The sequence below is a fragment of the Citrobacter tructae genome, from assembly GCF_004684345.1.
GTDB classification, from domain to species: domain Bacteria; phylum Pseudomonadota; class Gammaproteobacteria; order Enterobacterales; family Enterobacteriaceae; genus Citrobacter; species Citrobacter tructae.
Genome location: NZ_CP038469.1, coordinates 4,501,152 through 4,525,762 on the forward strand (window position 1 = coordinate 4,501,152; position 24,611 = coordinate 4,525,762).

The following is a 24,611-nucleotide window of genomic DNA, read 5'->3' on the forward strand; positions in this document are numbered from 1 at the left end:
GCTCTGTTCCTCCTCACAAAAAAATATCAAAAATATGAGTATTAAATGCCTATTTTTTAGTTTCTGACCGAACAAATAATGATCGTTTTGAATGCCCCAAAATTCCATTGTTCGTTTAGTATTTAGGCTCTTGAGTGAGGGAGGTCTATGATGTCTATTTTCATATCAAAACAACTGAAGTACTTTATGGTTGCAATGGAAAAAAAGTGTATATCTAAGGCCGCAGATGAGCTGTATTTAACAAGAACGCCTTTATGTAAAAAATTGGCAGATCTTGAAAGTGCATTAGGGGAAAATTTATTCATTAGAAAGTATAATGAATTAATCCCAACAGAGTATGCAGTTTCCTTATATAAAGAATTAACACCAATATATGAGGCCCAATCAAGACTTGAGAATAAATTAAATAATAAGGGCGGATGCGGTACTCTAACGATTGTATTTGATGTGACCATTCCAGAACTTATGTACCGCACTATATCATCATCTATTGAAGGGGAATTTACACAGGTTAAAATAAAGTTTCAGCGAGTTGTCATTACTGAGAAATTACTTCAAGATAATGCTTATATAAATAATGTTTTTTTCATTTCATTAAGACCTTTAGTGCTCTACTATCCATTTAAGGAGGTGAAGTGGCATGGAGGAGAAGTAACGATTTTAATGCCAAAGAGTAAAATGGATGCAACTGATTTTATAGATGTTTATATGTGGAATGATAGTTTTTCCAGTCACTTTAAAGATAAAGTGGAAAGAATCTTGCGAGATAAATACGAAACTGTGAGCTTTATATCACACAACTTTGATCTTTCTACACTTCTGCACAATATATATCGTGGGAAAGGTGCGTGCATATTACCATTAAAAACAGCATTAATTTACAAGAGTGAAAACTTGGCAGTTAAACCAATTAAATCGAAATATATATCAGTTTTTATGTATCACAATGAAGGTTTATCATTTAAAGAAGGGTTTGAAAGGACAAAACAGGTTCTTCTATCTTTTATCTGATAACTGAAAAGGAAAAAGCTCTCTCTGCGAGAGCTTTTATTTTTTGTTAAGGTCGATACCCATTTTCATTTTTATCACAAAGAGAAAAAACCTTCCAATCCCATGGGTACCTAGTAATGATATGATGATTGCAATTGCTCCAGCCGAAATTTTGACACTGTAAAAAGGAGGTAAGCTGATTATGTGTGGCTTTACCAGAAAGAAGATTAGAAGACATATGATTAAGTCTCCACACCGTTCTCGAAATTTCCCACCACCATATAACCAACGTCCTATCTCTCCAAGTGTAATAATAAAAATCATTTTGAGTGTATCTACGGGTTCAGAAAATAGTGCGAATATCAATCCGCTAAATGTCAATTTTGAAGACATCTTTTCTCCTGAAAGGCCAGTTTAATAACTGGCCTTATTTAGTTAACTTGAGTTAGATTTACATGCCTGTCAGTAGACGAACATCATCGATATCTACTGCATCAGTAGATTCGGCATTGTATGCCGCCTGAAAATGCAACATGAGCGGTCCTGTCCAGGATTCCTCTACAGTAAAGGTCATTGTTTCGATCGTCCAATCGCCATTCATGTCAGTATTAAACGTCTGACTCCAATAGGTAGTGTTTGTGTTCAGCATCATGACCGAAACTGTACCGCTATTCTGTCCGCGAGATTTGAAGGTCAATACAGCTTGTTGGCCTACAGGAATGCTAATTCCCTGCCATGCAGATTCTGTGGCATTAATATGTGCATAGTAGTTTTCAACAGTTTCAGATTCATTTTGCACACCCGCTGCACTGTCAGAAAACGACCAGGCATTGAGTTGTTCCGGGTTAAAATCACCATCGTTAATAATGTTAGAAATCATTTTGTATCTCCAAATTGAAAAGTTAAGGTGTACTGTTACTGATTCAGTAACATGAATTTATATTAACAGTGTCCTTGTGGCGTAATTTTCATTGTTTAGTGAAAGTTCAAATAAAAAATATTTTTTGTTATCAGTAATGGAATGTTTTTCGCTTTATCGTCGCCTTGATATGAAAACGCTAGTGGTTGTATTAATTATCTCTATGTGACATTTTTTAATAAAAACTTGAATAATATGGCTGAAATTGGCTGGCAGTGTTTTTTATCAGCGTCTTTTTTGTTAAATACAGACCCACTAATTGCAGTATGCTGACGTTAGTCAAGCCGGTCTTGAGGGCAAAAACTTTAGCTCACAAGCGAGTATTATTTTCCGTTACCCGATCCTACCTTAATAAATGAATCACCTCATCTGTTGATGTGGCCGTCCAACATTGAGCCAGTCCTCAGTCATGCTTAGGATTGCGAGTCATAAAAACAGAATTAGACAGTTATGTGGATGTTATCTGAAAAAAAACATAGAGCATCCATTGTATCTTGCCACTATCGAAAATGTGATAAACATCACCGAAATTGTTCCCGGTTAAAGTTTTTTGTTAAGAAATATCCATTTAAGACGCTTTAACTTTGTATTGCATGTGGTGATTTGAACTAGCTGGTGAGTCAATTAGCCATACAAAACTGCAAATTTACTAAGTAAAAAGATTAAAGGAATGGTGTTACACGGTTTTAAGCAACCCATCGATGACATAGCGGAAAACATGGCCGCTGATCGCGGTATCAGCCGTAGCAGAATGACGAGCTCACTAAAGTAGAAAGTTGATGACTTTGAGTTAAATCTGCAAGAGGCATACGACAGTCTGTTACCAGAGCAACTGGTCAAAGTAGACAACTAAATAGAACATGTTCGCGAGGTCATACAGGAAAGGCATAAACAGGAAGCAAAAGTGAATGTATTTGGGCTGAACCATGATGCCAGTTCAATTGTGGATATCTGCCTGAAATCATCAATATTATTTTTGCAGCACATTGCCACCAGTAGCACTGGCTGAGCCTGTGATGAAAAGTTCCCCATTGGCACTATGATTGCCGCATTCACCTGCGGCATTTTTTTAGCCAATGAAAAACGTCGTTCATTTTTGGGCTTTACGTAAAAGCTGATATTCATGACAACCATAGCAGGAGGGTATTATGGTTAATTCGGTAACATTCGGGGGGATCAGGACTATCGATTATTCATCGCAGTCTCGGATAGACTCATTACCACCAGGTACGGGTGCATCGTCTGGGCAACTTTGTCCCCAGACTGGAGTCTGGAAGTGTGAAAGTTACCAGGTGGTGGTGGGGGTCAGTAGAGGGACGGTGATGCCACAGTACCAAAATCGTGACGTTGACTGGACACTGACAGAATATTCGCTTACGGATCTTGAGCAAGTTCTGTCAGGCTGAATTTCATCCTCCGGAGATAACCCAGTCATTTATAAGAACTCAGGTGCGACTGCCTCCTCAGCAAAAACTATGTACCGCCAGCAAAAACTGGCGGTGCATATTACTTAAGAAGAACGGGTTATCAGATATAGACCATAGACACATTGTCTACATCAATCTCGCCGCCCTGGGTACAATTAAACTGAATGCGAACAATCGATTCGCCTACAGGAACCACAAATGAAGCACCTGTAATTGAGCCGCCAACGGTATCAATATATAATTCCTGCCCCGTGGTTTGTGCTGTTACTGTGACATTGCCTGTTGCACTATAGAGTAATTGCATCGAGTAGCTTAGGCTCAGTGTGCACCCAGCAGTAACGGCAACATCCTGATAGACATAGGAGGCATTCGGGAGCTGCAGATGCCCGCCTACTACTTTCGGGTTTTCTGACGTTGCCCCATGAGCTGTCCAGCCAGGGATTGAAGCATCAGTGAAATCACCACCGATGATTAGCTCACTGTTCATTGGCTGTAGTGTCACGTTATCAACATGCACTTCTCCACCCGCGTTGCAGGCAAAGGCGATCTCCAGGCCAGTTTCGTCATCGGGGACGGTAATCACTACGCCCGGTTGACTCTCGTTGTTATAATCGTAATAGACACGTGTACGTGATGGCAGAGACACAACTTCCACATAGCCCGTTGCACTGTTTACCAAAGCAAAATCATAAATAAACGTTAATTCGGTTCCGGCAATGGCATTAATATCCTGAGTGATTTTATCTGCTGTGGCCAGAACCGCTTGCCCGTTAGAGACCACTGGTTTCTGAGCGGTACCCGCTGAGACAGTCCAGCCAGTGAAATCTCCGGTAGCAAAATCGCCATTAATAATTAACTGACCACAAGAATTAATTTCAATCATTTTACTTCTCCATTAGTTAAAAGCTCAGAGAAATAATAAGATGTATATTATGATGATATTTTATAAATAATATTCACTACATCTACAAAAATGACTCAATTATATATTCAGTTTTTCGACCCTTCCCCGTATTGCAACATCATCTTCGGTTTTTGATGCTTTATAAGGACTCTGGCATCTATTACGTTAATACAGATGCAGAGTCCTACCGGTCATCTTACTTATGGTGTTTCCACTTGGGGTTTGCTGTTGCGCTTACGGATCAGGCGTAGTACTGGCGGGATCACGATAACCATCACCGCCATCGCCAGCAGCACTTTTGCCACGCCGCTGGCCCACAGAATATCCATACTGCCGTTGCTGATCGACAGCGCACGGCGCAGGTTCTGCTCCAGCATTTCCCCCAGCACAAAGCCTAAAATCAACGGCGACATCGGGAAGTGCATTTTACGCAAAATGTAGCCAAATACGCCGAGCCCGACCATCAGTACCAGATCGAAGGTGGTGCTGTGCACGGCATACACGCCCACGGCTGAAACCGCCGCAATAGCCGGTACCAGGAACCACAGCGGGATGGTCAGCATGCGGGTAAACAGACCGATCAGCGGGATGTTCATTACCAGCAGCATCACGTTGGCAATCAGCAGCGCGGCAATTAACCCCCAGACGATATCCGGTTGCTCGGTAAACATCGCCGGACCCGGTGTGATGTTGTACAGCGTCAGCGCACCCATCATCACCGCCGTGGTGCCGGAGCCCGGCACGCCGAGCGTCAGCATCGGAATAAATGAGCCGCAGGCCGAGGCGTTGTTTGCCGCCTCCGGCGCGGCTACGCCGCGAATATCCCCTTTACCGAAGCTGTCGCTGTTACCGCTCAGTTTTTTCTCGGTCATGTAGGTGATCGCACTGGCGATGGTCGCGCCAGCACCGGGAAGCACGCCGACAAAAAAGCCAATCACCGACGAGCGCAGCGTGGCACCCACGCACTGCGCGCCTTCTTTGGCGTTGAACATCATGCGGCCCGTTTTTCGCACCAACGCCTGACCGCTGCTGGTATGTTCCAGCATTAACAGTATTTCTGAGACAGAGAACAGCCCAATCACCACCACGATAAACTGTACGCCGTCAGAGAGATGGACACTGTCAAAGGTGAAGCGATATACCCCGGTATTGGCGTCTACGCCGACGGTCGCAAGGCCAAGACCGATCAGCGCTGCCAGAAATGATTTCAGTGGGTTTTGCGCCATCATGCTGCCAAGGCAGGCAATGGCGAAGACCATTAAGGCAAAGTATTCCGCCGGACCGAAGGCCAGCGACCATTGGGCCAACGCCGGGGCAAACAGAATGATACCGCCGATGGCGATGAGCGAGCCAAAGAAAGAGCTGACCGCCGAGATAGAAAGCGCCACGCCGCCGCGTCCTTGTTGCGCCATTGGGTAGCCGTCGAGGGCGGTCATAATGGCGGCTGCATCGCCGGGCACGTTCAGCAAAATCGACGAGATTCGCCCGCCATATTCACAGCCGATATAGACGGTCGCCAGCAGGATCAGTGCAGATTCTGCGGGCAGGTGTAACGCAAAGGCCAGCGGCAGCAGGATCGCCACGCCGTTGATTGGCCCCAGTCCTGGCAGCAGCCCGACAATAGTGCCGACAAAACAGCCGATCAGCGCGATGACCAGGTTTTCCGGCGTCATCGCCACCGCAAAACCCTGAGAAAGATATATCCAGGTATCCATCGTTTCTCCGTTAACTCAGCCAGGCGCCGAGAGGTAAGGTGACGTCAAGCAGTCGATCGAAGGCATACCACAACAAAATGCCGAGAACCGACCCGGAAATACCCGCTGCCGGGATGGTGGCCCCGAACAGCAGGCCGATCACCACAGTGAGAATGGCAGTGGCAATAGGGAAGCCCAGCCATTCAAAACCCCAGGCGTACATAAACAGAATAATCACCATCGTCAGCAGCTTTTGCAGCACGTGGCGACGAGGCCAACTGATGGTGTCCGGGTGGCGCAGTAACAGCGCCACGGCGCACAGCAGCATCAGACCGATAATGCCCAGCGGAAAGGGCCGTGGCCCAACCGGCTCATAGCTGTATTCGCTGGTGATTTGCCAGGCTACGAATAGCCCGGCTATACAGAGCAACAGCCAGATACCCGCAAAAATACGATCGCTCATCATGGTTGCCCCTGCGCTTATTTGGCCAGACCGAAGGCTTTTGCCTGCTCACGATAATCGGTGACCTGCTTCTTCACGTAGGCATCGAGTTGCTTGCCGCTCATGTTGAATTCAAACAGACCGCGCAGATCGCGCTGCTTTTTAAACTCATCGGTTTGCTGGAGTTTGCTAAAGGCATCCACCCACCATTGATATTCGGCGTCGCTGACTTTGGGTCCGACGTAGAAACCACGGATGATCGGCCACACGAGGTCATATCCCTGCTCTTTAGCGGTGGGCACATTGGCTAACTGACCCGGCAGGCGCTGGTCGGAGAACACTGCCAGTACGCGAATTTTGTCGCCGCTGAGATATGGCACCATTTCACTGAGATCGCCGGAGACCACCTGCACGTGATTGCCTATCAGCGCGGTGACTGGTTCGCCGCCGCCCTCAAACGCCACGTAACGCATCTTGTGCGGATCGACGTTGGCCTTTTGCGCCAGCAGCGCCGACTTCATCCAGTCCTGGCTACCGATAGAGGCGCCTGCGCCAATCACCACGCTATTAGGATCTTTCTCCATCGCCGTCAGCAGGTCTTTCAGCGTCTTCCACGGGGAATCGTTGCGCACGGCAATCATGCCGTAGTCGGTGCCCACGCTCGCCAGCCAGCGCACATCATCGACGCCGTAGCGGCCAAATTTGCCCTGCGACAGGTTCAGCAGCGAGCCGCCGGAGAAGGCTACCACGGTGCCCGCTTCGGCAGGGCGTTGCGCGACGATGGCGTTATACGCCACTGCCCCCACGCCGCCTGGCATATAGGTCACGCGCATCGGTTTTTCGATGGCGCCGGTTTCCATCATGCTCACCTGAATCAGCTTACAGGTGAGGTCAAAACCTCCGCCGGGTTTCGCCGGGGCGATACATTCGGTGCGCGAGGGCGCTTGTTCCGCCAGAACAGAGGTACTTATCAGTAACATGCTTGCAGTAAGGGTACGAAGTAATTGTTTTTTCATTATTTATCCTCACGCCGGATGACCGGATTTCGGGTACGGAAGATTATTTTTGTGATTATGTGAGCCGATGTGTAGCAGTTCGGTTGCGTGATTGTTAAAACATTAACCTTTCAATTCCCTTTCAATGCGGCAGAAACTTTACAGGATGTGATATGCGTCTCTTATTAGCGGAAGATAACCGTGAACTTGCTCACTGGCTGGAGAAAGCGCTGGTGCAAAACGGTTTTGCCGTTGACTGCGTTTTTGACGGTTTGGCAGCCGATCACCTATTACATAGCGAAACCTACGCGCTGGCGGTGCTGGACATCAATATGCCGGGACTAGATGGCCTTGAGGTGGTTCAGCGGCTGCGTAAGCGCGGGCAGACGCTCCCCGTTCTGCTGTTGACGGCGCGCAGCGCGGTGGCGGATCGGGTGAAGGGACTCAACGCAGGCGCTGATGACTATCTGGCGAAGCCATTTGAAATCGAAGAGCTTGATGCCCGGCTACGGGCGCTGCTGCGGCGTAGCGCGGGCCAGGTACAGGGCATCCAGCAGTTGGGCGCGCTGGCGTTTCACGATGAAGGTTACTTTCTGCTGCAGGGACAACCGCTGGCGCTAACGCCACGCGAACAGGCGCTGCTGACGGTGCTGATGTACCGGCGGTTGCGTCCGGTCTCGCGCCAGCAGTTGTTCGAACAGGTCTTCAGCTTGAGTGATGAGGTCAGCCCTGAAAGCATTGAACTCTACATCCACCGTCTGCGTAAAAAATTGCACGGAAGCGACGTGCGTATCGCGACCCTGCGCGGCCTGGGCTATGTGCTGGAGCGCAGCGATGAAGTGGGTTAAGCCTCAGTCGCTGTACCTGCAACTGCTGATGTTTCTTGGCCTGCCGCTGCTATTGCTGTGGGGGCTGTCGGCATTTAACAGCTATGTCAGCGCACTACAGGCGGCGACCCAGGCGTATGACCGGACGCTGCTTTCGTCGGCGAGAACGGTATCCGAGCGGCTGGTGGTGCGCAATACACAGCTGGAAGTGAACGTGCCGTGGGTGGTGCTGGACAGCTTTGAACTGAACATGAACGACAGGCTGTACTACAAGGTGGTGGACCCGGCGGGTAAGGTGATTTCAGGCTATGACGATTTACCACAGATGCCGCCTGCCACCTCGCGCACCCAGTTATACCCGGCGCTGGCGTGGTTTTATCATACCGAATATCGCGGCGAGGCAATCCGCGTGGCGCGTCTGCTCCAGCCAGTGAATGAAGGCGGGATTGTTGGTATGGCGGAGATTTATGTTGCTGAAACGCTGCAATCGCGTCGCTATCTGGCGCGACAGTTACTGTTTTCCTCGTGGGTTTCGCAAGGGCTGTTGGTGCTACTGACGCTGGTGCTGGTGGGCTGGTTACTGCGCCGGGTATTACGCCCGATGCGCCAGTTGTCATCGCTGATGGTTCGTCGCGAGCCGGGACTCTTGACGCCGCTGCCGGAGCTGCTGCCTTGGTCGGAAACCCGCCTGCTGATTGTGGCATTCAACCGCTACATCGACCGACTACGTGCGCTTATTTCGCGTCAGGAACGTTTTAGCGCAGATGCTTCTCATCAATTAAAAACCCCGCTGGCGGTGCTGAAAACCCAGGCGGCGGTCGCCCTCGCCAGCCCGCAACCGCAGCAGTGGTATGAGAGTTTACAGGCCATGAGCACAACGCTAGATGACACCATTCAACTGACGGAAAGGTTATTACAGCTTTCTGCGGTGAAGCGTAAAGAGCAGGGGGAAAGGCACTTTTCACCGGTCAATCTGCTTGAGGTGGTGCAAACCAGTTGTTTTACCCGCCTGGCGCAGGCGCGCAGCAAAGCTATCGATCTCGGCTATGAAGGGGAGCAGGGCGCGGTGTGGATTGAAGGGGATGATGTTCTGCTCGGTGAGCTGTGCGGGAATCTGCTGGATAATGCGCTGAAGTACACGCCTGCGCAGGGAATGGTGACCGCCCGCCTGCTGCGTGAGGGAGAAAGTGTGGTGCTGATGGTTGAGGACAGCGGGCCCGGCATTGATGACGATCGGGTGCATCAGGTGCTGTTACCGTTTCATCGCCTGGACAACGTGGGCAACGTCCCCGGCGCAGGGATAGGGTTGGCGCTGGTCAATGATATTGCTCGTCTGCACCGCACACATCCGCAGCTTTCACGGAGTGAAGCATTAGGCGGGCTAAGCGTTCGGGTACGGTTTTTGTGCCTGGTGTGTGAAGAGCAGGACGATCGGCATCGTCCTGCTCCTGTTATTTAAAGGTCACCGTCGCGTTGACCGGGATACTAAATGTGCCGGGCTGTGGTGGATTTTTCAGCCAGAACAGGGTTGCCATGAACTCTTTGCGCCGACTGTCGCTCTGGTTGGTAAAAGCGCCGCTGGTAAAATCGATACGGTTGCCGCTGATAATATCCCCGGAACCGGGCTGCGCTGCATCCTGGAGCGTAATGCCAATATCCGGTGTACCCTGACCGGTAAAAACTGCGCCGCTGTTTTGCGTGGTGCCGGTAAACGTCACCGCGTAGTTGATGCCGCGACATTCATGCTTCCCGGCGGCTTCTGCGGCGATAACGGCAAACTGTTTACTGTGGCTGTTATCTTTTCCTGTTTTTGCTTCGGTAATGCTGATCCTGCCAAACTCGACGGTATCTGTTCCCTTGTCAGAGGTGACAGAGACGATCGGTTCACAGTTGATATAACTGATGTTATTCAGGCCAGTCAGTGCGGGGCCAAAGTTTTTTGCCGGATTGCTGGCGGAACAATGCGTACCGCAGGCGTTAATGCTGCCAACACCGTCGACGACGAAAACTTTATTGATAGTACGACCCGCCAGCGCAGGCAAAGGGTCCGGGAGCTTCCCGGTGGCGACCAGACTGAGGTTAAAGGTGAAGGAAAAGGTTTGCGGGAGTGCCTGGCAGGCGCTGGTATTTCGGTGGTTGTTGCTACTGCAGTAGTTGTTTGAGTTTATTCTGGGCAGCGTTGCCTGATATTGAGTGGTTACGGCCTGCGCGCTCTGATCGTAGGAACGACCATCTATGCTCACCACCAGTTTCATATTGGTTCCCTGCAGAAAATGCGCGAATTCATGATCGGGGTCGATGTAGATTCTGGCAGCTTCGCCCTGGGGCATATGGTCTGTGTCGCGGCAAGTGACGCTAACGGTCTGTGAATTGGACACCCAAACGGTGTCCCCGGCAGCGGTACTGTGGCTGATTTTAATCGGATCAACGTGCACAGAGACGCTGTTCGCCGTACATGTAACCGCATAGCTTGTACTACTGAAGATCGGCAGGCAAAGCAGCAGCACGAGTTTAACTATGTTTAACGGGTTCATTGATAGCACCTTACGAGCCGACGCATTGGGCGGTAATTTGTGTATATCCGATTTTCTTCACCGGCTGGTTATGGTTATCCGGCATCTGAATAAAGCAGTGTTCATCTGGATGAGAGCCCCAGCGCACTTCCAGGCGCGAATTATCTTCAATGCCACTGGCATACAGTGCGCCATGCAAACCTACCAGGCCGTGATTGCGACCCTTGGCATCCCGCACGATCGCACCGACCGGGGGGGCAATGTCGCCAGGTATTACGGCATTCACCAGATAGTTGCGACCGCTGAAAGTTTCAAACACTACTTTGCTGATGGCTTTCTCTGTCGGGACAATTTTTTTCTGTGCCTGGGGAATATCCAGACCAGCGCCAATATCGGCGGTATTCAGACTCACCACGTTGTAATGCCAGGCATCTGCCGCAGTCAGGACCGCATAGCCGTTACCGTCTATCGCTACGCCGTTTTGTTGCTGGACATGGACTCCGTCGGCATTTTTGGCCTCGACCAACACCATGGTGTCACCCGGAGAGTGCATAAGTGTAACGCCGCCTGCGTGCAGCATCGCACCGCCGCTGATGCCCATATTCATATTCTGGTAGTTTTGCCCAGCGCTATAGCCTCCCTGAACGTTCATTTTGTCGCCTTGCCAGGCGGCGTTAACGCCGGCAGCGGAATCCCGCCGATCGGTGGTACTGCCCTGAACGCCCCAGCTCAGGCGATCGTCAAATGCCGTGTTGCTGTAGCTGGTGGAGTAACTGTCACCATTCTGCTGGCTATGCATCATGTTGGCAGAGACAAAGCCGTGACTGTCCATGAAATCGAACGGGATGGATAACGTCAGGTTGATACTGCGGTCCTGGTAGTCGTACTGGTTGTGGGTATCCTGCACGTATACGCTCCAGTTGAGTTTCCCCAGAGTATCGTTGTAACCCAGCTGTATCGTGCGGTCGTGACTCCCGTCGTGCCAGTAGTTTTGCTGGCTGGCGCTGATGTAAAGCGAGGCGTTGTCCCACAAGCGCTGGTTAACAGAAACCTCAAAACGTTGGCGGCGATTATTGTAGTTACTGGTGTAGTAATGCTTCTTGTTGTGCTGCTCGCCAGGGTAACGCAGTTGCTGATTGGGGTCGTCATAGGCGATATCGTAATAGCCTGAGGACCAGCTGTTATGCTCGTTAATGGTGTCGCTAAAGCTGTAATAGCCGGATGTATTGTAGCGGTAGCCAACCAGACGGAAATCCGTGCCGTACTGATTAAGCGATTTAGAATACAGGAAACGGTAACTTTGCCCTGTGGATGCTTCGCCGCTGGCAAGTTGCGCTCTGGCGGTGGTGATATCGAAGGAGATCGCGCCAAACTGATGCAGATCCTGAGCCACCCCGGAGGCAATTGCGTTGTAACTTTCCGCCGTCAGTAAACCGCCGTACAGCGTCGTTCCAGAGCTGAGGCCATAGCTCAACGTTCCCTGGACAAAACGAGGCTGCCAGCCACCACTGTAACCGTCACGGTATTCCCCCGCCGTAAACTGAAAGCGGCTATTATCTGCGCGTAGCATGTTCGGTACCGCTGAATAAGGCACACTGAAATTGCGACGGCTGCCATCGGCCTCAATAACGGTAACATCCAGATCGCCACTCTGGTTGCTGGGGTTAATATCGTCGATGTCAAACGCGCCCGGCGCGACATTTTTACTGTAGATCAGGTAGCCATTTTGTCGGATTTCTATTGTGGCATTGCTGTTGGCGACGCCGCGTACGACCGGGGCAAAGTCGCGTTGGCTATCAGGCAACATATTTTCATCACTGGTGAGCTGTGCCCCGGTAAACTGGATACTGTCGAACACATTGTCATCCGTGTAGGTTTGCCCAATGCGCAAGCGGCTACGTAACACAATAATATTGCGCTCCACCCACGTAGAAACAGCCTGCCACTGGCGACCTGAACCGCTGGCGTAGCTGAACGTGGACTGGTTACGGAAATGCCATCCCGCCAGGTTGATGCCGTTGGCAAAACTGGCAAAGACGGAGTCATGATCCTGACCCTGTTCAGTCAGGCGGGTGGTATTTGCGTTGTAGCCGACAAAAGCGGCATTAATCCCATCGTCGTAGGCAGACTCCGGGACAGCATCATGTGCAGTCGAGAGCAGAAAAGCCTCCGGCACTGAAATATCAATGCGCTGGTAGTTTGCATCTGCCGTCAGGCGGCTGTTTGCTATCAGCGCAGTGAGCTCAATGCAGGTATCGGTGCGGTCATCCGGGATTTTAATCCCGTATCTGCGCAGATCGTCAGCGCTCAGGCAAGGTTGTGGCTTGCCTTCTGGCTGACGTCTTTTGAAGGCAACATTGCGTGTCTCAACGAAGTTATGATCAAGATAAATATCGTATTCAAACGTCCCTTCGCTAAGCCCATCATTACGGGCTATTTGCACAACAGAGGTGATATTTTGCGCACCATGCACAAAGCGGGTATTAAACTGTGGTGCTCCGTTGGCGTAAGCAGGCATACACAGGACCAACGTTGACAGCGTAAAGACCTTTTCCTTAAACCGCTGCGGTTGCTTATTTTTTATCATCATTGCAACCCTTGACTTAATAACACGATACCGGGATGTTATTGACCGCGTTAGTGCCGCCGTAATCATCTACCCAATTAAAACCGATATAGCTGACTTTTTGCTGTGGCAGCGTAAACGTGCGTTCGCCATGAGGATTGACCATATCGGCATCAACGTTTTGCCCGTTAATATGCAATTGCGTCAGAGAAATATGTAACGGTGTCGGATTAACTGCACGCAGAGTATTGCCGTGACACTGCCACTGTAATTTCTCGACCGCTTCAGGTAGCGTTATATTCAATCCCGCAGGGCGATAAAAAATTTTGATGCGAATGCGCTGCGCCAGTTGTAAGGTATTTTCATCGTTTTCAATGGTGGGGATTTCCTGCACATTAATCCACAATACAGATTCAACATCCTGGGGAAAACCGTTGCCCTGGTAAATAGCCCGCAACACGGCGGATTTATGGCCGTCGAGTTTCAGTATTGGCGGCGTAATTATCATTGGCAGATTGGCTGGCGTCTCATCCGGATTACCATTATCCAGCCACGTTTGTACCATATATGGTTTGTCTGTATTATTGTTGACGTCAAACATCGCCGCTTTATCGTTCTCATTATAAATAACGCGTGTTTGACCCAAGTTAATAGCGCTGTGAGCGGTGCTAACAACGCACAGCAACAGAGAAAAGAATACTTTATTCATCAGGTGCACTTTCCAGATTCAGGGAAGAGTGCCATCCATAGCAATCAACGTCCGTTATTTATAAATGACGGTATAATTCATAGCCGCAGTAATTGTGCCTGCCGCAGGCAGCGTTGAGCCTATTTGTTGATATTTGGCGATCAGATTAATTTGCGCATCACCCGCTGGGGTCGGTGACAATTGCACCTCATTTGAACCAGAAGCGAAATCAAGGGCGCGACCTGAGTTACCTGCATCGTCCACTTCAAAGCCGACATCGGTGGCTGCAACCGAAGCTCGAGCCGCTTCCAACAATGTGGTCTTACTGCCGGGGTTTTTACCGGTAAATACCACCACATAGCCGCTTCCCCCTGTAGCTCCACTACAGCCGGTAAATTGCAATGTAAACGGAGTATCACCGGTGCTAGAACCATCACCGCTAAATAACTGGTTGGTGACTTTCGGCAATGTGACGGTTGTATTTGTTGGATTGGCGGTATTCACCACGCAGGTACTGGCAACAATTTCACCGGTAAAATGGACTGTCGCGGTGGCTTTAGAGTTTGCTGCGGGAGTGGTAACGTAACCTGGTGCCGCCGCACCAGCATTAGCAGCAAACAAAGCAACCAGCATAGTGCCGGTGAGTGTAGTTTTCTTCATCTTAACTCCGTTAAATTTATTATTTACCCAGAAGAGTACTTGTCAGAGGCGCTGATTCATCCGGAGTACATCAATGTCATAAAATGATGCAGGACTTCATTTGAAAGAAACGAATAACGTTCGTAAATTGCTCGGCAAGTAATCCGCTGCGGATATTATTTATTTTCGAAAAATAAGTAAACATAATTTTTAGCACGATGAAACTCTATTGGAATAATCTTTTTGATGATTTTTAACATGGTGTATACAAGATTATAAATAACATATTGAGTTATCCTTGTGGCGCATTTAACAAAATATCAATGTTGTCATTTATTCTATTTCGGTATTTTTTAGTAAGCAGGTTGGCCTGTGTTGAAAATGCTGTTGTTAGATGTATGTATTCGCAGAATGTTGATATTAGTGATATGTGATATTCATTTTTTTGTTGATTGCTTGCAGTGTGATTTTTATACTTGTAAAACCATGTTGGTCATCTCCGGTCATCGGAATTGCTACAATTATTTAAACTAAATTTTTTGTGCTGGATTTCATTTTTCTTCAATTTTGCACATCAGAATGATGATAATTCTAAGATCCTATCAGTAAGCATTACGCTTACAATAAGCTAGCTAATCATTGCATTGTGAATATATTGCCCGGTTATTTTTCTGAAGGATATTATATACATTATGGATTTCGAGTTGCGGGAAGGCGGCAAGTGAGATAATCCCGAGGAGCTTACTCCAGTTAGTGACTCAGGTATTTATCATACAATTTCACTCACTATTAGTTCATGAAATGTTATCTGTCAATGCGATTTTTGTTGCAGGCAATTATATTTTCTAATGTGTAAAATAAATCGAGCTTGATTTTAATAGTCAATAAAATCATATGGATGCTGGTATGTCGCGAGGTGTTCGTCACAACTTGCCGTCTTTTTTTTTACATTTGCTGACAATCTACCCTTGTTTTTTTTAAGCTTGTGATATAATTAACAATATGAAATAAGAAAAAAACAATTAAAGATCAATCGATAATAGGTTGAGATATGCTTAAAAATTCGCTAAAGATTAGCAGTCAAGGATATCCAGTGCTTCTGAAACTGGTCGATTTTCTTGTTATCAATATTACGCTGATTTTTAGCGCATACCTGTTAGGTATGGTACCATTTAATACTATTATTATCCTGAGTATTTTGTTCTCTACTTTCTTCTTATTATTCGCTGAATACACTAAAATGTATCAGCAAAAGATAAAAACTATTGGTTTACGTAATCAGAAACGACTGCTTGGATGCACGCTTCTGGCTATCTTTTTTAACGAACTGCTCAGTATGATGGTTCTTGAACCTGACTCACTTGGATACCTGGAACCACTGGCACCTCCTTTTTGTTCAGCCATTATCTACTGGTATTTTATTCCGCTACCTTTTCTTTACTATATCCGTCTCTTTCTTTTCAAATACTCCGCCAGAAAAAATATTCGTGTTGCTGTTATTGGGCTTACTGAAAATGGTCTGGCAGCGGAAAACGCATTGACCACTGAATATGCCAATATCAAATTAGACCTGGCGTTTTATGATGAGCGCAGTCCATCCCGATGTGGTGAGGTGGTGGATAAAATAAAAAGCCCCTTTCGCGGCTCGGTGATCAATTTAGTTGAAGAAGCCAAGCAGGGGAATATAGATGAGATCTATATTGCGCTACCGATGGTGGCCTTACATCGAATTCGTCACTTTTTGGCGATGATGTCTGACACTACGGTTGATACCTATATTGTGCCTGATTTTTATACCTACAGTAACAATATGTCCAAACTACGGTCGATCCACAACCTGCAAACCATCGGCATCTTTAGCTCTCCGTTTGAAGGCGCTGGATCATTTATTAAGCGGGCGGAAGATCTGGTTTTGGGCAGTATCATTATGGTGATGATTTCCTCACTGATGTTAGCCATCGCTATTGGGATCAAACTCACCTCTCGCGGACCGGTTTTTTTCAAGCAAGACCGATATGGCCTGAGCGGGCAAAAAATTAAGGTCTGGAAGTTTCGCTCAATGCGGGTGATGGAGAACGCGGACACTGTTATTCAGGCCACAAAAAACGATCCACGGGTGACAAAATTCGGCAGTTTTTTACGTCGTACCTCACTCGATGAATTACCGCAATTTATTAATGTATTGCAGGGCAGTATGTCGATTGTCGGTCCCAGACCGCATGCGGTTACGCATAATGAGCAGTATCGCAAGCAGGTCGAAAATTACATGATCCGCCATAAGGTGAAGCCAGGGATCACCGGTCTCGCGCAGATTAACGGGTTTCGCGGGGAAATCGATGCGCTTTATAAGATGGAAAAACGAGTCCAGTATGACATTGAATATATTCAGAACTGGTCATTATGGCTGGATATAAAAATTATTATTAAAACTATTTTCAAAGGATTTGTCGGTAAGAATGCATACTAAAATAATCGTTATTACCGGGATCGTGATATCGCAGTCCGCATGGGCTGATTTGACACCGAAATCACACATTGGCTTTGCGGGGATCGACTTCCAGGGCAAGGTTGCTGTGGATTATGGTTATGATGATAACGTGACTTATCAGCCACATAACCGCGATGCTAAAGGTTCCGCTTTTCAGAGTGCAGCGCCCGTGCTGAGTATGATCGGTGAGCGTGGCCAGGATAAGTATTTGCTGATGTATTCTGGCGATTACCGTCACTACTCCAGCGATTCCGCCGACAACTATAACGATCATTTTTTCCGTTTTAACGGTGCCTGGCGCTACGGGCAAATGCACGGTTTAACCCTGAATCTGGAGGATTCGCTTGGGCATGAAGATCGTGGCCGCGATATCACGGAAGGTTTTCTGCCGGGCCAGTTTCGCCAGTTTGGAATAACCTCGCCGTTATCGACGAATTTTATCAATAGTGAACTGCGCTACAGCTACGGAGCACCGGATGGGCGTGGTAAAGCGGAACTGGCGTTGTTATACAAAAAATTGACGTTCGGCAATACGTCAGATGTTCAGGATGCCAGTGAGGATTTTTACAATTACATCCAGCAGCAGGAGTGGCATGAAAATAGCCTGGTTGCGGAGATTTTTGATCAATACACCTCGAGAACGCGTTTTCGCTATAGCTTTATTACTAACCAACGTCATTACGATAACAACTCAGAAAAAGACAGTAATGAATACTATTTGTTGTACGGCCTGAAATCACAGTTGACGGGTAAAACCAATGTCGATATGAATATTTCGTGGTTGTACAAAACATTTGAAAACGATCCAAACTCGCATGATTTTAATGGTCTAAACTGGGACATAAAAGGAGAGTGGAAACCGTTACAACAGTCTGTTTTCACTGCGCACTCGTCGCAAAGTATTAAAGACCCATCGGAAGTTGGGGGATATATTTTGGTGACACAATATGGGGTTTCGTACCAGCATTTCTGGTTGGGTAATCGTTTTTCTACGCTGTTCGACTACTCATATACCACGGAAGACTATAAAAAACAGAACAAGGATCGGCATGATAAAAATGGTGTATTTAGCGTTACCATGAGCTATGACTATACGCCGTCGGTTAATTTTGAGATTAAATATCAGTTAGATACATTGAATTCTAATAAGGATACTGATTCGTTTTATATCGGTCCCAATGACAATCAGGAAGTCATCAGAACGCTCGGTTATGATAATTCTATGATTATGCTTACAGCTAAGGTTCAGATCTAAAATGAAAATAATAGAACTGTGCGCGTTTATGCTATTCAGTATCCTGTTGGTCGGATGCGCAACGTCCAGGCCACCATTAACGGACGATCCTGCTGCGAGTGCAGCGGATTACCATCTTGGTGCGGGGGATACGGTCAATATCGTGGTTTACGGTGAACCCGAGATGACCATGAAATTTATCGTTGATAAGAGTGGGACACTCAATTTCCCCTATATTGGCATGCTCGTATTAAAAGATAAAACGCCAGAACAGGTCAGTGCGGAATTAACGCAACGCCTGCGTAATGGTTATATGGTCAATCCTATGGTGACGGTCAGCGTCGCTGAATTCCGTAAATACTACGTTTCAGGCGAAGTGAAAAGCCCAAATGGTTTCGCGTATGAGCCGGGGCTTACCGTGGAGAAAGCCATTGCTCAGGCTGGCGGATTTACCGATCGTGCTGACCGTAAAGATATCAATATTCGCCAGTCGGGCAGCAATCAACTGCTGGAGAATGTGGATTTAACGCACTCGGTGCGTCCTGGGGACGTCGTGATCATTGGCATGGGGTTCTTCTAACGATGAAATTATCTATAGTCGAAAACGGCAAAAAACGAGAAAACACAGTTGAACTCTCCCGTTTTGCCAAAGAACTGAAAAAGAATGCCTGGAAAATCGCGCTTACCGGAATTATTGCCGGGGCGGTGGCATATCCCTTGATCAGCATGATGACATCAAAGTATGTGTCGACGGCGACGGTGCTGATTAAGGCACAAGCCGATAACGTTTCGCCGTTTCCACAGGTTGATGGTTTTGATTCAACGCGTAGCGGCTACTACGAGACGCAATATGCGCTGATGCAGTCGCGAATTATCCTTGAGCAGGCGGTACGCGACCTGAAGCTGGATGAAAATCCTGATTTCCATGGCGATAAATCGGCGGTAGCTGGGGCCGATAGCAGTGAACATCAGCAGCAGAGAGTTGACCAGGCTCTGAAGACTTTGTCGCAACACCTGAAGGTTATCGGCATTCGCACGACCAATCTGGCCTCTATTTCCTATGAATCCCCTTCACCGCAGCGTTCGGCAGAGATAGCCAACGGCGTCGCGCAGGCTTTTATCAACTACACGGTCGAGCAAAAGCGGCAAAAAGTGGAGAAAGCGAAAGCGCTGAATGCTGAAAAGATGGAAGAGATTCAGGCGTCGATCGCCAAACAAAAAGAGGAGATGGATGGCTACCTGAAAAATGCCGGATTGTTAACCTTCCGCGGTATCGATGGTTTTGAAACCGAGCAGCTTAGCATTGTGACTAATCGTCTGGCCGATGCGACCCAGCGTCGGGTCGCGGCGGAGTCGGTGTATAACGAAGTGAATAGCGGAGGGAAATCCCTCGCGAGCATCATTTCACAGCCATCAGTTTCTGACCATGCCCAGATTCAGGATTTACGCATCGCGCTGATTCAGGCGCAGCGCACGCTGTCGGAACAGCGAAAACTGTATGGACCGAAACACGCGACGATATTAAAAGCGGAAGCCGACGTTCTGTCGATCCAGAGCCAAACGGCGCGGGTCCTTGGCGAACTGAAAGCAGGGTTGCGTCAGCAATATCTGGCCACGCTTGCGGATGAAAATAACTACCGGCAGCAGTTGGCGCAGCAAAAAGAGATATTCCAGAAAATGGCGTCAAAACGGGATATCTACAACAGCCAAAAACTGTCGCTGGATAAAATGGAAGATCTGTATAAAACCCTTTATCAGCGGACTCAGGAGCTGTCGCTGTCTGGCGTCAATGCCGATGCGGTGCTGTACGATCCTGCAGTGCCCCCGCTGAAACCGGTTAAGCCGAATAAGTCATTACTGTTGGTGATGGTGGTCTTGATGGCGGTGTTGTTTAGCATCCTGTACTTCATCGTCAAAGCGGCAATGGACAACTCCATTCACACCCTGAGCCGCATGAGCAAATGCCTTAATCTCGCTCCGCTGGGTGAGATCCGTCGGTTTAGCGGGGTAACCGGGCGTGCGCAAGTTCGGGATATGATTTTGAAGAACCCGCTGAATGCCGACATCGTTCACGGTATCCGCACCCGGATAATGCTCGATAGCAGGCCATTACAGATCGTCGCTGTGGCTTCCACTGAGCACGGTGAGGGGCGTTCTCTGCTGGCTAATTTACTGGCAAGCTCGTTCAGTTTTGATCAGAAAACGCTGCTTATTGATGCCGATTTTTTCAATAACGATGGCTTGTCTTCTGAGCTTGCTACCGCAGCATCTGTGGGTGTGGCGGAGCTGCTGCGCGGCGAAGCAGTACTGGAAAACGTGCGGATTACGATCAATGAGAATCTTGATTTCATCCCGCGCGGTAAGTCCACCATCTCTTCTTTATTGATGCTGTCGTCGGGAAATGTTGAACCCTTGATGCGCGAGCTGAGGTCGCACTATAAGCGCATTATTATTGATGTTGCTGCGGTGAATCAGAGCCAGGATATTCAGCTGATTAAGCGAGCCGCCGACGGGGTTGTGTTTATCGTGAAAGCTGGAGTGGGGTCGGTGCAGACTATTACCCATGCGCTGGAAACGATAGAGGATAATCATGGGGTGGTGATTGGCGCGGTGCTGAACGGGGTCGAGGAAAAAAACCTCGAAACGCAAGAAGGGCTGCGTTCATTGAACTTCAGTACTGACCAACTGATGACGACGCCAGGCCGCGTATGAGTCTACTGAAGAGCGCTTCCACGATAGCCGGTTCATCTGTCATTTCGCAGTTGATTGGTGCGCTGTCTATCTGGTTGATCTCACACAAGTATGACATGGCCGAGGTCGGGCTGTATGCGCTTAACTACAGTATTGCCGTGGTGGGCGCTCAGGTCTGTACCTTTGCTTCACAGCTGTTAATTCCTAAACAGCAGGACGACGAACTGGTGCAGAATGTCGTGTTTTGTCTGATTCAAAGCACGATTATTGCGCTACCGTATGCCGTACTGACCGCGTGGTTGTTTCACCAGAATATCCTGTTTCTCTATTTGCTGACGCTGGCAACGGCATGGGTTTTAATTTCGGAAAACCTGTCGCTACGCACGGCCAACTTTCGTTTTCTGATCTTCCAGCGTATTTCTGTTTCTGTAGTGGTGTTGCTTTCTGTACTGCTTACGCACCAGGTGCAGCTGTTTTATTGGTCGTGGGCGTGCGCGACGATGGTGCTGACTATAAGCTGTATTTTACATTCGTTTGATATTCGCTCGGTGACGTCTCAGCATCTTCGCCCAATGAATAATTGGCTGTTCTTTAAGGAAAATATTCATCACATCAGCAAAGTCGGTAGCGCTGAGGTGCTGGCGATGGCCAGCAGTAATTTGCCGATTATGCTGATTAACTTCTGGTTCTCGGCGCTGACTGCGGGCTATTTTTCCGTCGTCAGTCGATTCTGTCTGGCACCGGTGGTGATTATTGGCAATGCGGTGCGCAATACCATTTTCTCCAAGTGGTCTATTGATTTTCGAAATAACACCTTTAATTATCAGGAATATACGAAGGTCCGTTTGCTGCTGTTAGTGCTCGGGGTGGTGTGTACCCTCGGGGTCTTTATTTTCTATCCCGTTGTGATGCGGCTTGGATTTAGTGAAGACTGGATTAACTCTATTGAGACATCACGCTATATGTTGCCCTATTTGTTCCCGGCGCTGGCGATCAGTCCTTTGACGGTGATTGAGCTTATTTTTGGCTCCCATCGCTATTTTCTGCGCATCCAACTGGAACAGCTGGCGATCGTGTTACTCGCTTTTGTTATCACGCCCTATTTTTATAAAGACTATGCAACGTCGGTTATCTTGTTTTCTTCACTGACATTTATTCGCTATGCCTTCATTTATCTGAAAATGAACAAGCGAGCCAATCTTCTGAAAGACAGGCCGGTGATACTATGACTCTGAATACCGGATATTATTTACAGGTATATACCTTTATCACGCTGATTCTGTGTGGTCTGGTGCAATATTTTACCGGTATGCAGTCGGTGCTGTGGATCCCGTTTTTTCTGACGCTGCTGATGGTTGGATTAATGGTGATGCAAACACGTGAGAGCCCGCTGCATCTGGATGCTCAGGAAACCATTATTCTTGCGCTGTATTTCTCTTTTCTGGTGTTGGCAGGGACTTCGACGCTGCTGCAGGGCGGGATCACCGTTGCGATTGTAGCCTTTAAAAACGAAATTGCACTGTCGCTGGTCATGATCTGTTTGCTGTTGGGATTCTGCCGGGAGTCGCAGATTTATCGGGCAACGCGCTATCTGTATTGGGTGTTTTATGCGCAAATCCCGGTGATGATCTATCAGGTATTGTTGGTGGTTCCCCAGCGCGTGGCTCAGCGCGGCGAAGAGGAAAAATGGGACTCGGTGGTGGGGACGTTTGGCGGCGACCCAATGGGCGGCGGTAATACGGCCGCAATGGGGTTATTTTGCCTGCTGATTATGTTGCTCAAACTCTCGGAATATAAACACGGACTGACAACGTTTAAATCCATGGCGCTGCATATTATTCTTGGATTTGGGCTGTGTATCATTGGCGAAGTGAAGTTTGTCATCCTGCTTTCACCGGTGTTCCTCGCCTGGGTATGGATTTCACCGAGCTATGTTAAAGACATCAATAGAATAAACCTCAAAACGTTGTTGATGATTGTCGCGAGCATGCTGGTGCTCATTGGCCTGTCGATTATGATTTTGGCCTGGTATTATTCCTCGGCTTTTGGCGGCGATCCGACAAAAAGTGCCTTCAGCGTTTTCATCGATTCACTCAGCTATATCTTTGACCCTAACTACATCATGTCTACCGGAGAACTGGGGCGCTTCACGACGTTTCTGTTCTGGCTTAAAAATAACGATCTTTGGGGACTGTCCGGTACGCTATTTGGTTACGGACTGAACGCAACGAACAGCGGAAGCACGGTATCCCCAGGGTTTTTGAATATTATCTATAACCTGATTCTGGACTCCACGTCTCTGAGTATGCTGCTGTGGGAAATAGGCGTTATTGGCACGCTGCTGTTTATTGGCCTGTTTATTTATATTCTGAAAGTGTGTCAGCCAAAGCCCGTGCTGGCGCTTGAACAACTGGACCACCAGGACCTGCAATTATTGAGCTTTGCGCCAGCGTATAACGCTTTTGCAATCGCTTGTTTAGTGAGCTTACCTTACAGCCAGATACTGATGATAACGCCGATGTTACAGTTCTTGTTTTATCTCTCCCTCGGTTCAAGTTTAGTGATTCGTCGCACTGTTCTTCGCAGTGCAGGAGGAGGGTATGGATAATAATCCGTTTATTTCGGTGAGTATTAAGACGCTCAACGAAGCAAAAGGTATTGAGAAAACTATCGACAGCATCCGCCGACAACTGGTGGGGTATCCACATAAAATTATTGTGGCTGATAGCTTGTCGACCGATAGCACCCAGCAACTGGCGGTGAATAAAGGGGTGACGGTGGTGTCATTAACGGAGCCAGGCGATCGCTGCTGCGGTGTCGGACATCAACTGGGCTACCTTTATAGCGAGGGCGAGTACCTGCTGCTGATGGACGGCGATATGGAACTGGAAGAGGGGTTTGTCGATCGAGCGGTCGCCTTTTTACAGGCCCATGAGGAATATGCCGGTGTGGCGGGTACCGTCGAAATGGATGATGCGGCGAACTATGAGTTTAAATCCCGAAAACAGCGAATTAATCAGATCTATCCTGTGGGCGATTGTGACCATTTAGGCGGCGGCGGGCTGTATCGCCGTTCGGCGATTGAAAAGATTGGCTATCTGACTAACCGGAATTTGCATGCGTATGAAGAAGCGGAGCTGGGACTGCGATTAACCGATGCCGGGTACAAACTGCGCCGCCTGGACATCCCTTATTTTAGTCACACTTCTCACACCCTGCCGACCTTCAAGATGCTGAAGCATCGCTGGTTAAGCGGATACTACCAGGCTCCGGGAGAACTTTTACGCTGTAGCTGGGGAACACCGTATTTCACTCGCGCACTCAGAATGGTCAAAAATGAGGCGGTATTTGCGCTGTACCTGCTCATCCTGCTTGCCGCGTTGATAACCGTCAATGGCAGTGTTATTGCCATGGTGTTGCTGCCATTACTGGCGTTCACATTGTGGAAAATTGTGCAAAATCGTTCACTAAACGATGGGGTTCAAAGCGTCATTAATATGATTGTCCGTTCCGCGGGATTGCTTAAAGGGAGTCTTAATCCGGTACGCGACCCGCTGACTCCGCCCAACAGTAAGATCATTCAACAATAATAAG

Annotated in this window: 20 protein-coding genes; 10 read left to right on the top strand and 10 right to left on the bottom strand. The window is 48.2% G+C overall.

What is annotated here, in order from left to right:
- Positions 1-147 precede the first annotated feature (147 nt).
- Entirely contained in the window at positions 148-1,011 is an 864-nt protein-coding gene (locus E4Z61_RS22255) for a LysR family transcriptional regulator (protein ID WP_135324605.1), read from the top strand.
- Positions 1,012-1,047: 36 nt separating this feature from the next.
- Here E4Z61_RS22255 and E4Z61_RS22260 read toward each other — a convergent pair whose 3' ends face one another.
- From E4Z61_RS22260 to E4Z61_RS22285, 6 genes are all read right to left on the bottom strand, one after another.
- Positions 1,048-1,383 carry a hypothetical protein gene (locus E4Z61_RS22260; protein ID WP_135324606.1) on the bottom strand — a complete coding sequence of 112 codons (336 nt, stop codon included), beginning with the start codon at positions 1,381-1,383 and terminating at the stop codon, positions 1,048-1,050.
- A gap of 58 nt (positions 1,384-1,441) precedes the next feature.
- Positions 1,442-1,870: a carbohydrate binding domain-containing protein gene (locus tag E4Z61_RS22265; RefSeq protein ID WP_135324607.1), complete on the bottom strand. Its 429-nt coding sequence runs from the start codon at positions 1,868-1,870 to the stop codon at positions 1,442-1,444.
- Between the two features lie 1,566 nt (positions 1,871-3,436).
- Complete coding sequence (locus E4Z61_RS22270; protein ID WP_135324608.1) at positions 3,437-4,219, bottom strand: hypothetical protein; 783 nt, start codon at positions 4,217-4,219, stop codon at positions 3,437-3,439.
- Positions 4,220-4,440: 221 nt separating this feature from the next.
- Positions 4,441-5,955: a tripartite tricarboxylate transporter permease gene (locus E4Z61_RS22275; protein WP_135324609.1), complete on the bottom strand. Its 1,515-nt coding sequence runs from the start codon at positions 5,953-5,955 to the stop codon at positions 4,441-4,443.
- A 10-nt stretch (positions 5,956-5,965) separates the two neighbouring features.
- Entirely contained in the window at positions 5,966-6,400 is a 435-nt protein-coding gene (locus E4Z61_RS22280) for a tripartite tricarboxylate transporter TctB family protein (protein WP_096756025.1), read from the bottom strand.
- 14 nt (positions 6,401-6,414) lie between these two features.
- Positions 6,415-7,392, bottom strand: a complete 978-nt coding sequence (locus E4Z61_RS22285; RefSeq protein WP_135324610.1) for a Bug family tripartite tricarboxylate transporter substrate binding protein — start codon at positions 7,390-7,392, stop codon at positions 6,415-6,417.
- Between the two features lie 152 nt (positions 7,393-7,544).
- On the opposite strand from E4Z61_RS22285, the gene tctD reads away from it, so the two are divergent.
- Both tctD and E4Z61_RS22295 read left to right on the top strand, forming a co-directional pair.
- Positions 7,545-8,219 (top strand): transcriptional regulator TctD, encoded by a 675-nt coding sequence (gene tctD, locus E4Z61_RS22290; protein ID WP_135324611.1) that lies wholly within the window; start codon positions 7,545-7,547, stop codon positions 8,217-8,219.
- Positions 8,206-9,657 carry a sensor histidine kinase gene (locus E4Z61_RS22295; RefSeq protein WP_135324612.1) on the top strand — a complete coding sequence of 484 codons (1,452 nt, stop codon included), beginning with the start codon at positions 8,206-8,208 and terminating at the stop codon, positions 9,655-9,657. Before tctD ends, E4Z61_RS22295 begins: the two co-directional genes overlap by 14 nt.
- Here the strand turns inward: E4Z61_RS22295 and E4Z61_RS22300 are convergent.
- Genes E4Z61_RS22300 through E4Z61_RS22315 form a run of 4 tightly spaced genes read right to left on the bottom strand, consistent with a single transcriptional unit; the run spans position 9,650 to position 14,625 of the window.
- Positions 9,650-10,732: a fimbrial protein gene (locus tag E4Z61_RS22300; protein ID WP_135324613.1), complete on the bottom strand. Its 1,083-nt coding sequence runs from the start codon at positions 10,730-10,732 to the stop codon at positions 9,650-9,652. The genes E4Z61_RS22295 and E4Z61_RS22300 overlap by 8 nt on opposite strands.
- A 10-nt stretch (positions 10,733-10,742) precedes the next feature.
- Positions 10,743-13,301 (bottom strand): fimbria/pilus outer membrane usher protein, encoded by a 2,559-nt coding sequence (locus tag E4Z61_RS22305; RefSeq protein ID WP_135324614.1) that lies wholly within the window; start codon positions 13,299-13,301, stop codon positions 10,743-10,745.
- Positions 13,302-13,314: 13 nt separating this feature from the next.
- Entirely contained in the window at positions 13,315-13,986 is a 672-nt protein-coding gene (locus E4Z61_RS22310) for a fimbrial biogenesis chaperone (protein WP_135324615.1), read from the bottom strand.
- Positions 13,987-14,040: 54 nt separating this feature from the next.
- A complete protein-coding gene (locus tag E4Z61_RS22315; RefSeq protein WP_135324616.1) occupies positions 14,041-14,625 on the bottom strand; it encodes a fimbrial protein in 585 nt (194 codons plus the stop codon).
- Positions 14,626-15,655: 1,030 nt separating this feature from the next.
- Here E4Z61_RS22315 and E4Z61_RS22320 point away from each other — a divergent pair.
- The 7 genes from E4Z61_RS22320 to E4Z61_RS22350 are packed head-to-tail and all read left to right on the top strand — an operon-like array spanning position 15,656 to position 24,607.
- Positions 15,656-17,071 (top strand): undecaprenyl-phosphate glucose phosphotransferase, encoded by a 1,416-nt coding sequence (locus E4Z61_RS22320; protein WP_135324617.1) that lies wholly within the window; start codon positions 15,656-15,658, stop codon positions 17,069-17,071.
- Entirely contained in the window at positions 17,061-18,347 is a 1,287-nt protein-coding gene (locus E4Z61_RS22325) for an outer membrane beta-barrel protein (protein ID WP_135324618.1), read from the top strand. The genes E4Z61_RS22320 and E4Z61_RS22325 overlap by 11 nt, the downstream gene beginning before the upstream one ends.
- A 1-nt stretch (position 18,348) precedes the next feature.
- The gene (locus E4Z61_RS22330; protein ID WP_135324619.1) at positions 18,349-18,906 is read left to right on the top strand and encodes a polysaccharide biosynthesis/export family protein; all 558 of its coding nucleotides are present in this window, start codon (positions 18,349-18,351) and stop codon (positions 18,904-18,906) included.
- Positions 18,907-18,908: 2 nt separating this feature from the next.
- Entirely contained in the window at positions 18,909-21,038 is a 2,130-nt protein-coding gene (locus tag E4Z61_RS22335) for a GumC family protein (RefSeq protein ID WP_135324620.1), read from the top strand.
- A complete protein-coding gene (locus tag E4Z61_RS22340; protein WP_135324621.1) occupies positions 21,035-22,246 on the top strand; it encodes a lipopolysaccharide biosynthesis protein in 1,212 nt (403 codons plus the stop codon). Before E4Z61_RS22335 ends, E4Z61_RS22340 begins: the two co-directional genes overlap by 4 nt.
- On the top strand, positions 22,243-23,625 hold the full coding sequence (locus E4Z61_RS22345) for a capsular biosynthesis protein (RefSeq protein ID WP_135324622.1): 1,383 nt from the start codon (positions 22,243-22,245) through the stop codon (positions 23,623-23,625). The genes E4Z61_RS22340 and E4Z61_RS22345 overlap by 4 nt, the downstream gene beginning before the upstream one ends.
- Positions 23,618-24,607, top strand: coding sequence for a glycosyltransferase family 2 protein (locus tag E4Z61_RS22350; RefSeq protein WP_135324623.1), 990 nt, complete (start codon positions 23,618-23,620; stop codon positions 24,605-24,607). Before E4Z61_RS22345 ends, E4Z61_RS22350 begins: the two co-directional genes overlap by 8 nt.
- Positions 24,608-24,611: the final 4 nt, after the last annotated feature.

Excerpts from the sequence above, each read along its gene's own strand:
- E4Z61_RS22280 (WP_096756025.1), bottom strand. The coding sequence starts at position 6,400 with ATGATGAGCGATCGTATTTTTGCGGGTATCTGGCTGTTGCTCTGTATA.
- E4Z61_RS22330 (WP_135324619.1), top strand. The coding sequence starts at position 18,349 with ATGAAAATAATAGAACTGTGCGCGTTTATGCTATTCAGTATCCTGTTG.
- E4Z61_RS22305 (WP_135324614.1), bottom strand. The coding sequence starts at position 13,301 with ATGATGATAAAAAATAAGCAACCGCAGCGGTTTAAGGAAAAGGTCTTT.
- E4Z61_RS22335 (WP_135324620.1), top strand. The coding sequence starts at position 18,909 with ATGAAATTATCTATAGTCGAAAACGGCAAAAAACGAGAAAACACAGTT.
- E4Z61_RS22295 (WP_135324612.1), top strand. The coding sequence starts at position 8,206 with ATGAAGTGGGTTAAGCCTCAGTCGCTGTACCTGCAACTGCTGATGTTT.
- E4Z61_RS22350 (WP_135324623.1), top strand. The coding sequence starts at position 23,618 with ATGGATAATAATCCGTTTATTTCGGTGAGTATTAAGACGCTCAACGAA.
- E4Z61_RS22300 (WP_135324613.1), bottom strand. The coding sequence starts at position 10,732 with ATGAACCCGTTAAACATAGTTAAACTCGTGCTGCTGCTTTGCCTGCCG.
- E4Z61_RS22320 (WP_135324617.1), top strand. The coding sequence starts at position 15,656 with ATGCTTAAAAATTCGCTAAAGATTAGCAGTCAAGGATATCCAGTGCTT.
- E4Z61_RS22345 (WP_135324622.1), top strand. The coding sequence starts at position 22,243 with ATGACTCTGAATACCGGATATTATTTACAGGTATATACCTTTATCACG.
- E4Z61_RS22310 (WP_135324615.1), bottom strand. The coding sequence starts at position 13,986 with ATGAATAAAGTATTCTTTTCTCTGTTGCTGTGCGTTGTTAGCACCGCT.
- E4Z61_RS22265 (WP_135324607.1), bottom strand. The coding sequence starts at position 1,870 with ATGATTTCTAACATTATTAACGATGGTGATTTTAACCCGGAACAACTC.
- E4Z61_RS22260 (WP_135324606.1), bottom strand. The coding sequence starts at position 1,383 with ATGTCTTCAAAATTGACATTTAGCGGATTGATATTCGCACTATTTTCT.
- E4Z61_RS22315 (WP_135324616.1), bottom strand. The coding sequence starts at position 14,625 with ATGAAGAAAACTACACTCACCGGCACTATGCTGGTTGCTTTGTTTGCT.
- E4Z61_RS22275 (WP_135324609.1), bottom strand. The coding sequence starts at position 5,955 with ATGGATACCTGGATATATCTTTCTCAGGGTTTTGCGGTGGCGATGACG.
- E4Z61_RS22340 (WP_135324621.1), top strand. The coding sequence starts at position 21,035 with ATGAGTCTACTGAAGAGCGCTTCCACGATAGCCGGTTCATCTGTCATT.
- E4Z61_RS22255 (WP_135324605.1), top strand. The coding sequence starts at position 148 with ATGATGTCTATTTTCATATCAAAACAACTGAAGTACTTTATGGTTGCA.
- tctD (WP_135324611.1), top strand. The coding sequence starts at position 7,545 with ATGCGTCTCTTATTAGCGGAAGATAACCGTGAACTTGCTCACTGGCTG.
- E4Z61_RS22285 (WP_135324610.1), bottom strand. The coding sequence starts at position 7,392 with ATGAAAAAACAATTACTTCGTACCCTTACTGCAAGCATGTTACTGATA.
- E4Z61_RS22270 (WP_135324608.1), bottom strand. The coding sequence starts at position 4,219 with ATGATTGAAATTAATTCTTGTGGTCAGTTAATTATTAATGGCGATTTT.
- E4Z61_RS22325 (WP_135324618.1), top strand. The coding sequence starts at position 17,061 with ATGCATACTAAAATAATCGTTATTACCGGGATCGTGATATCGCAGTCC.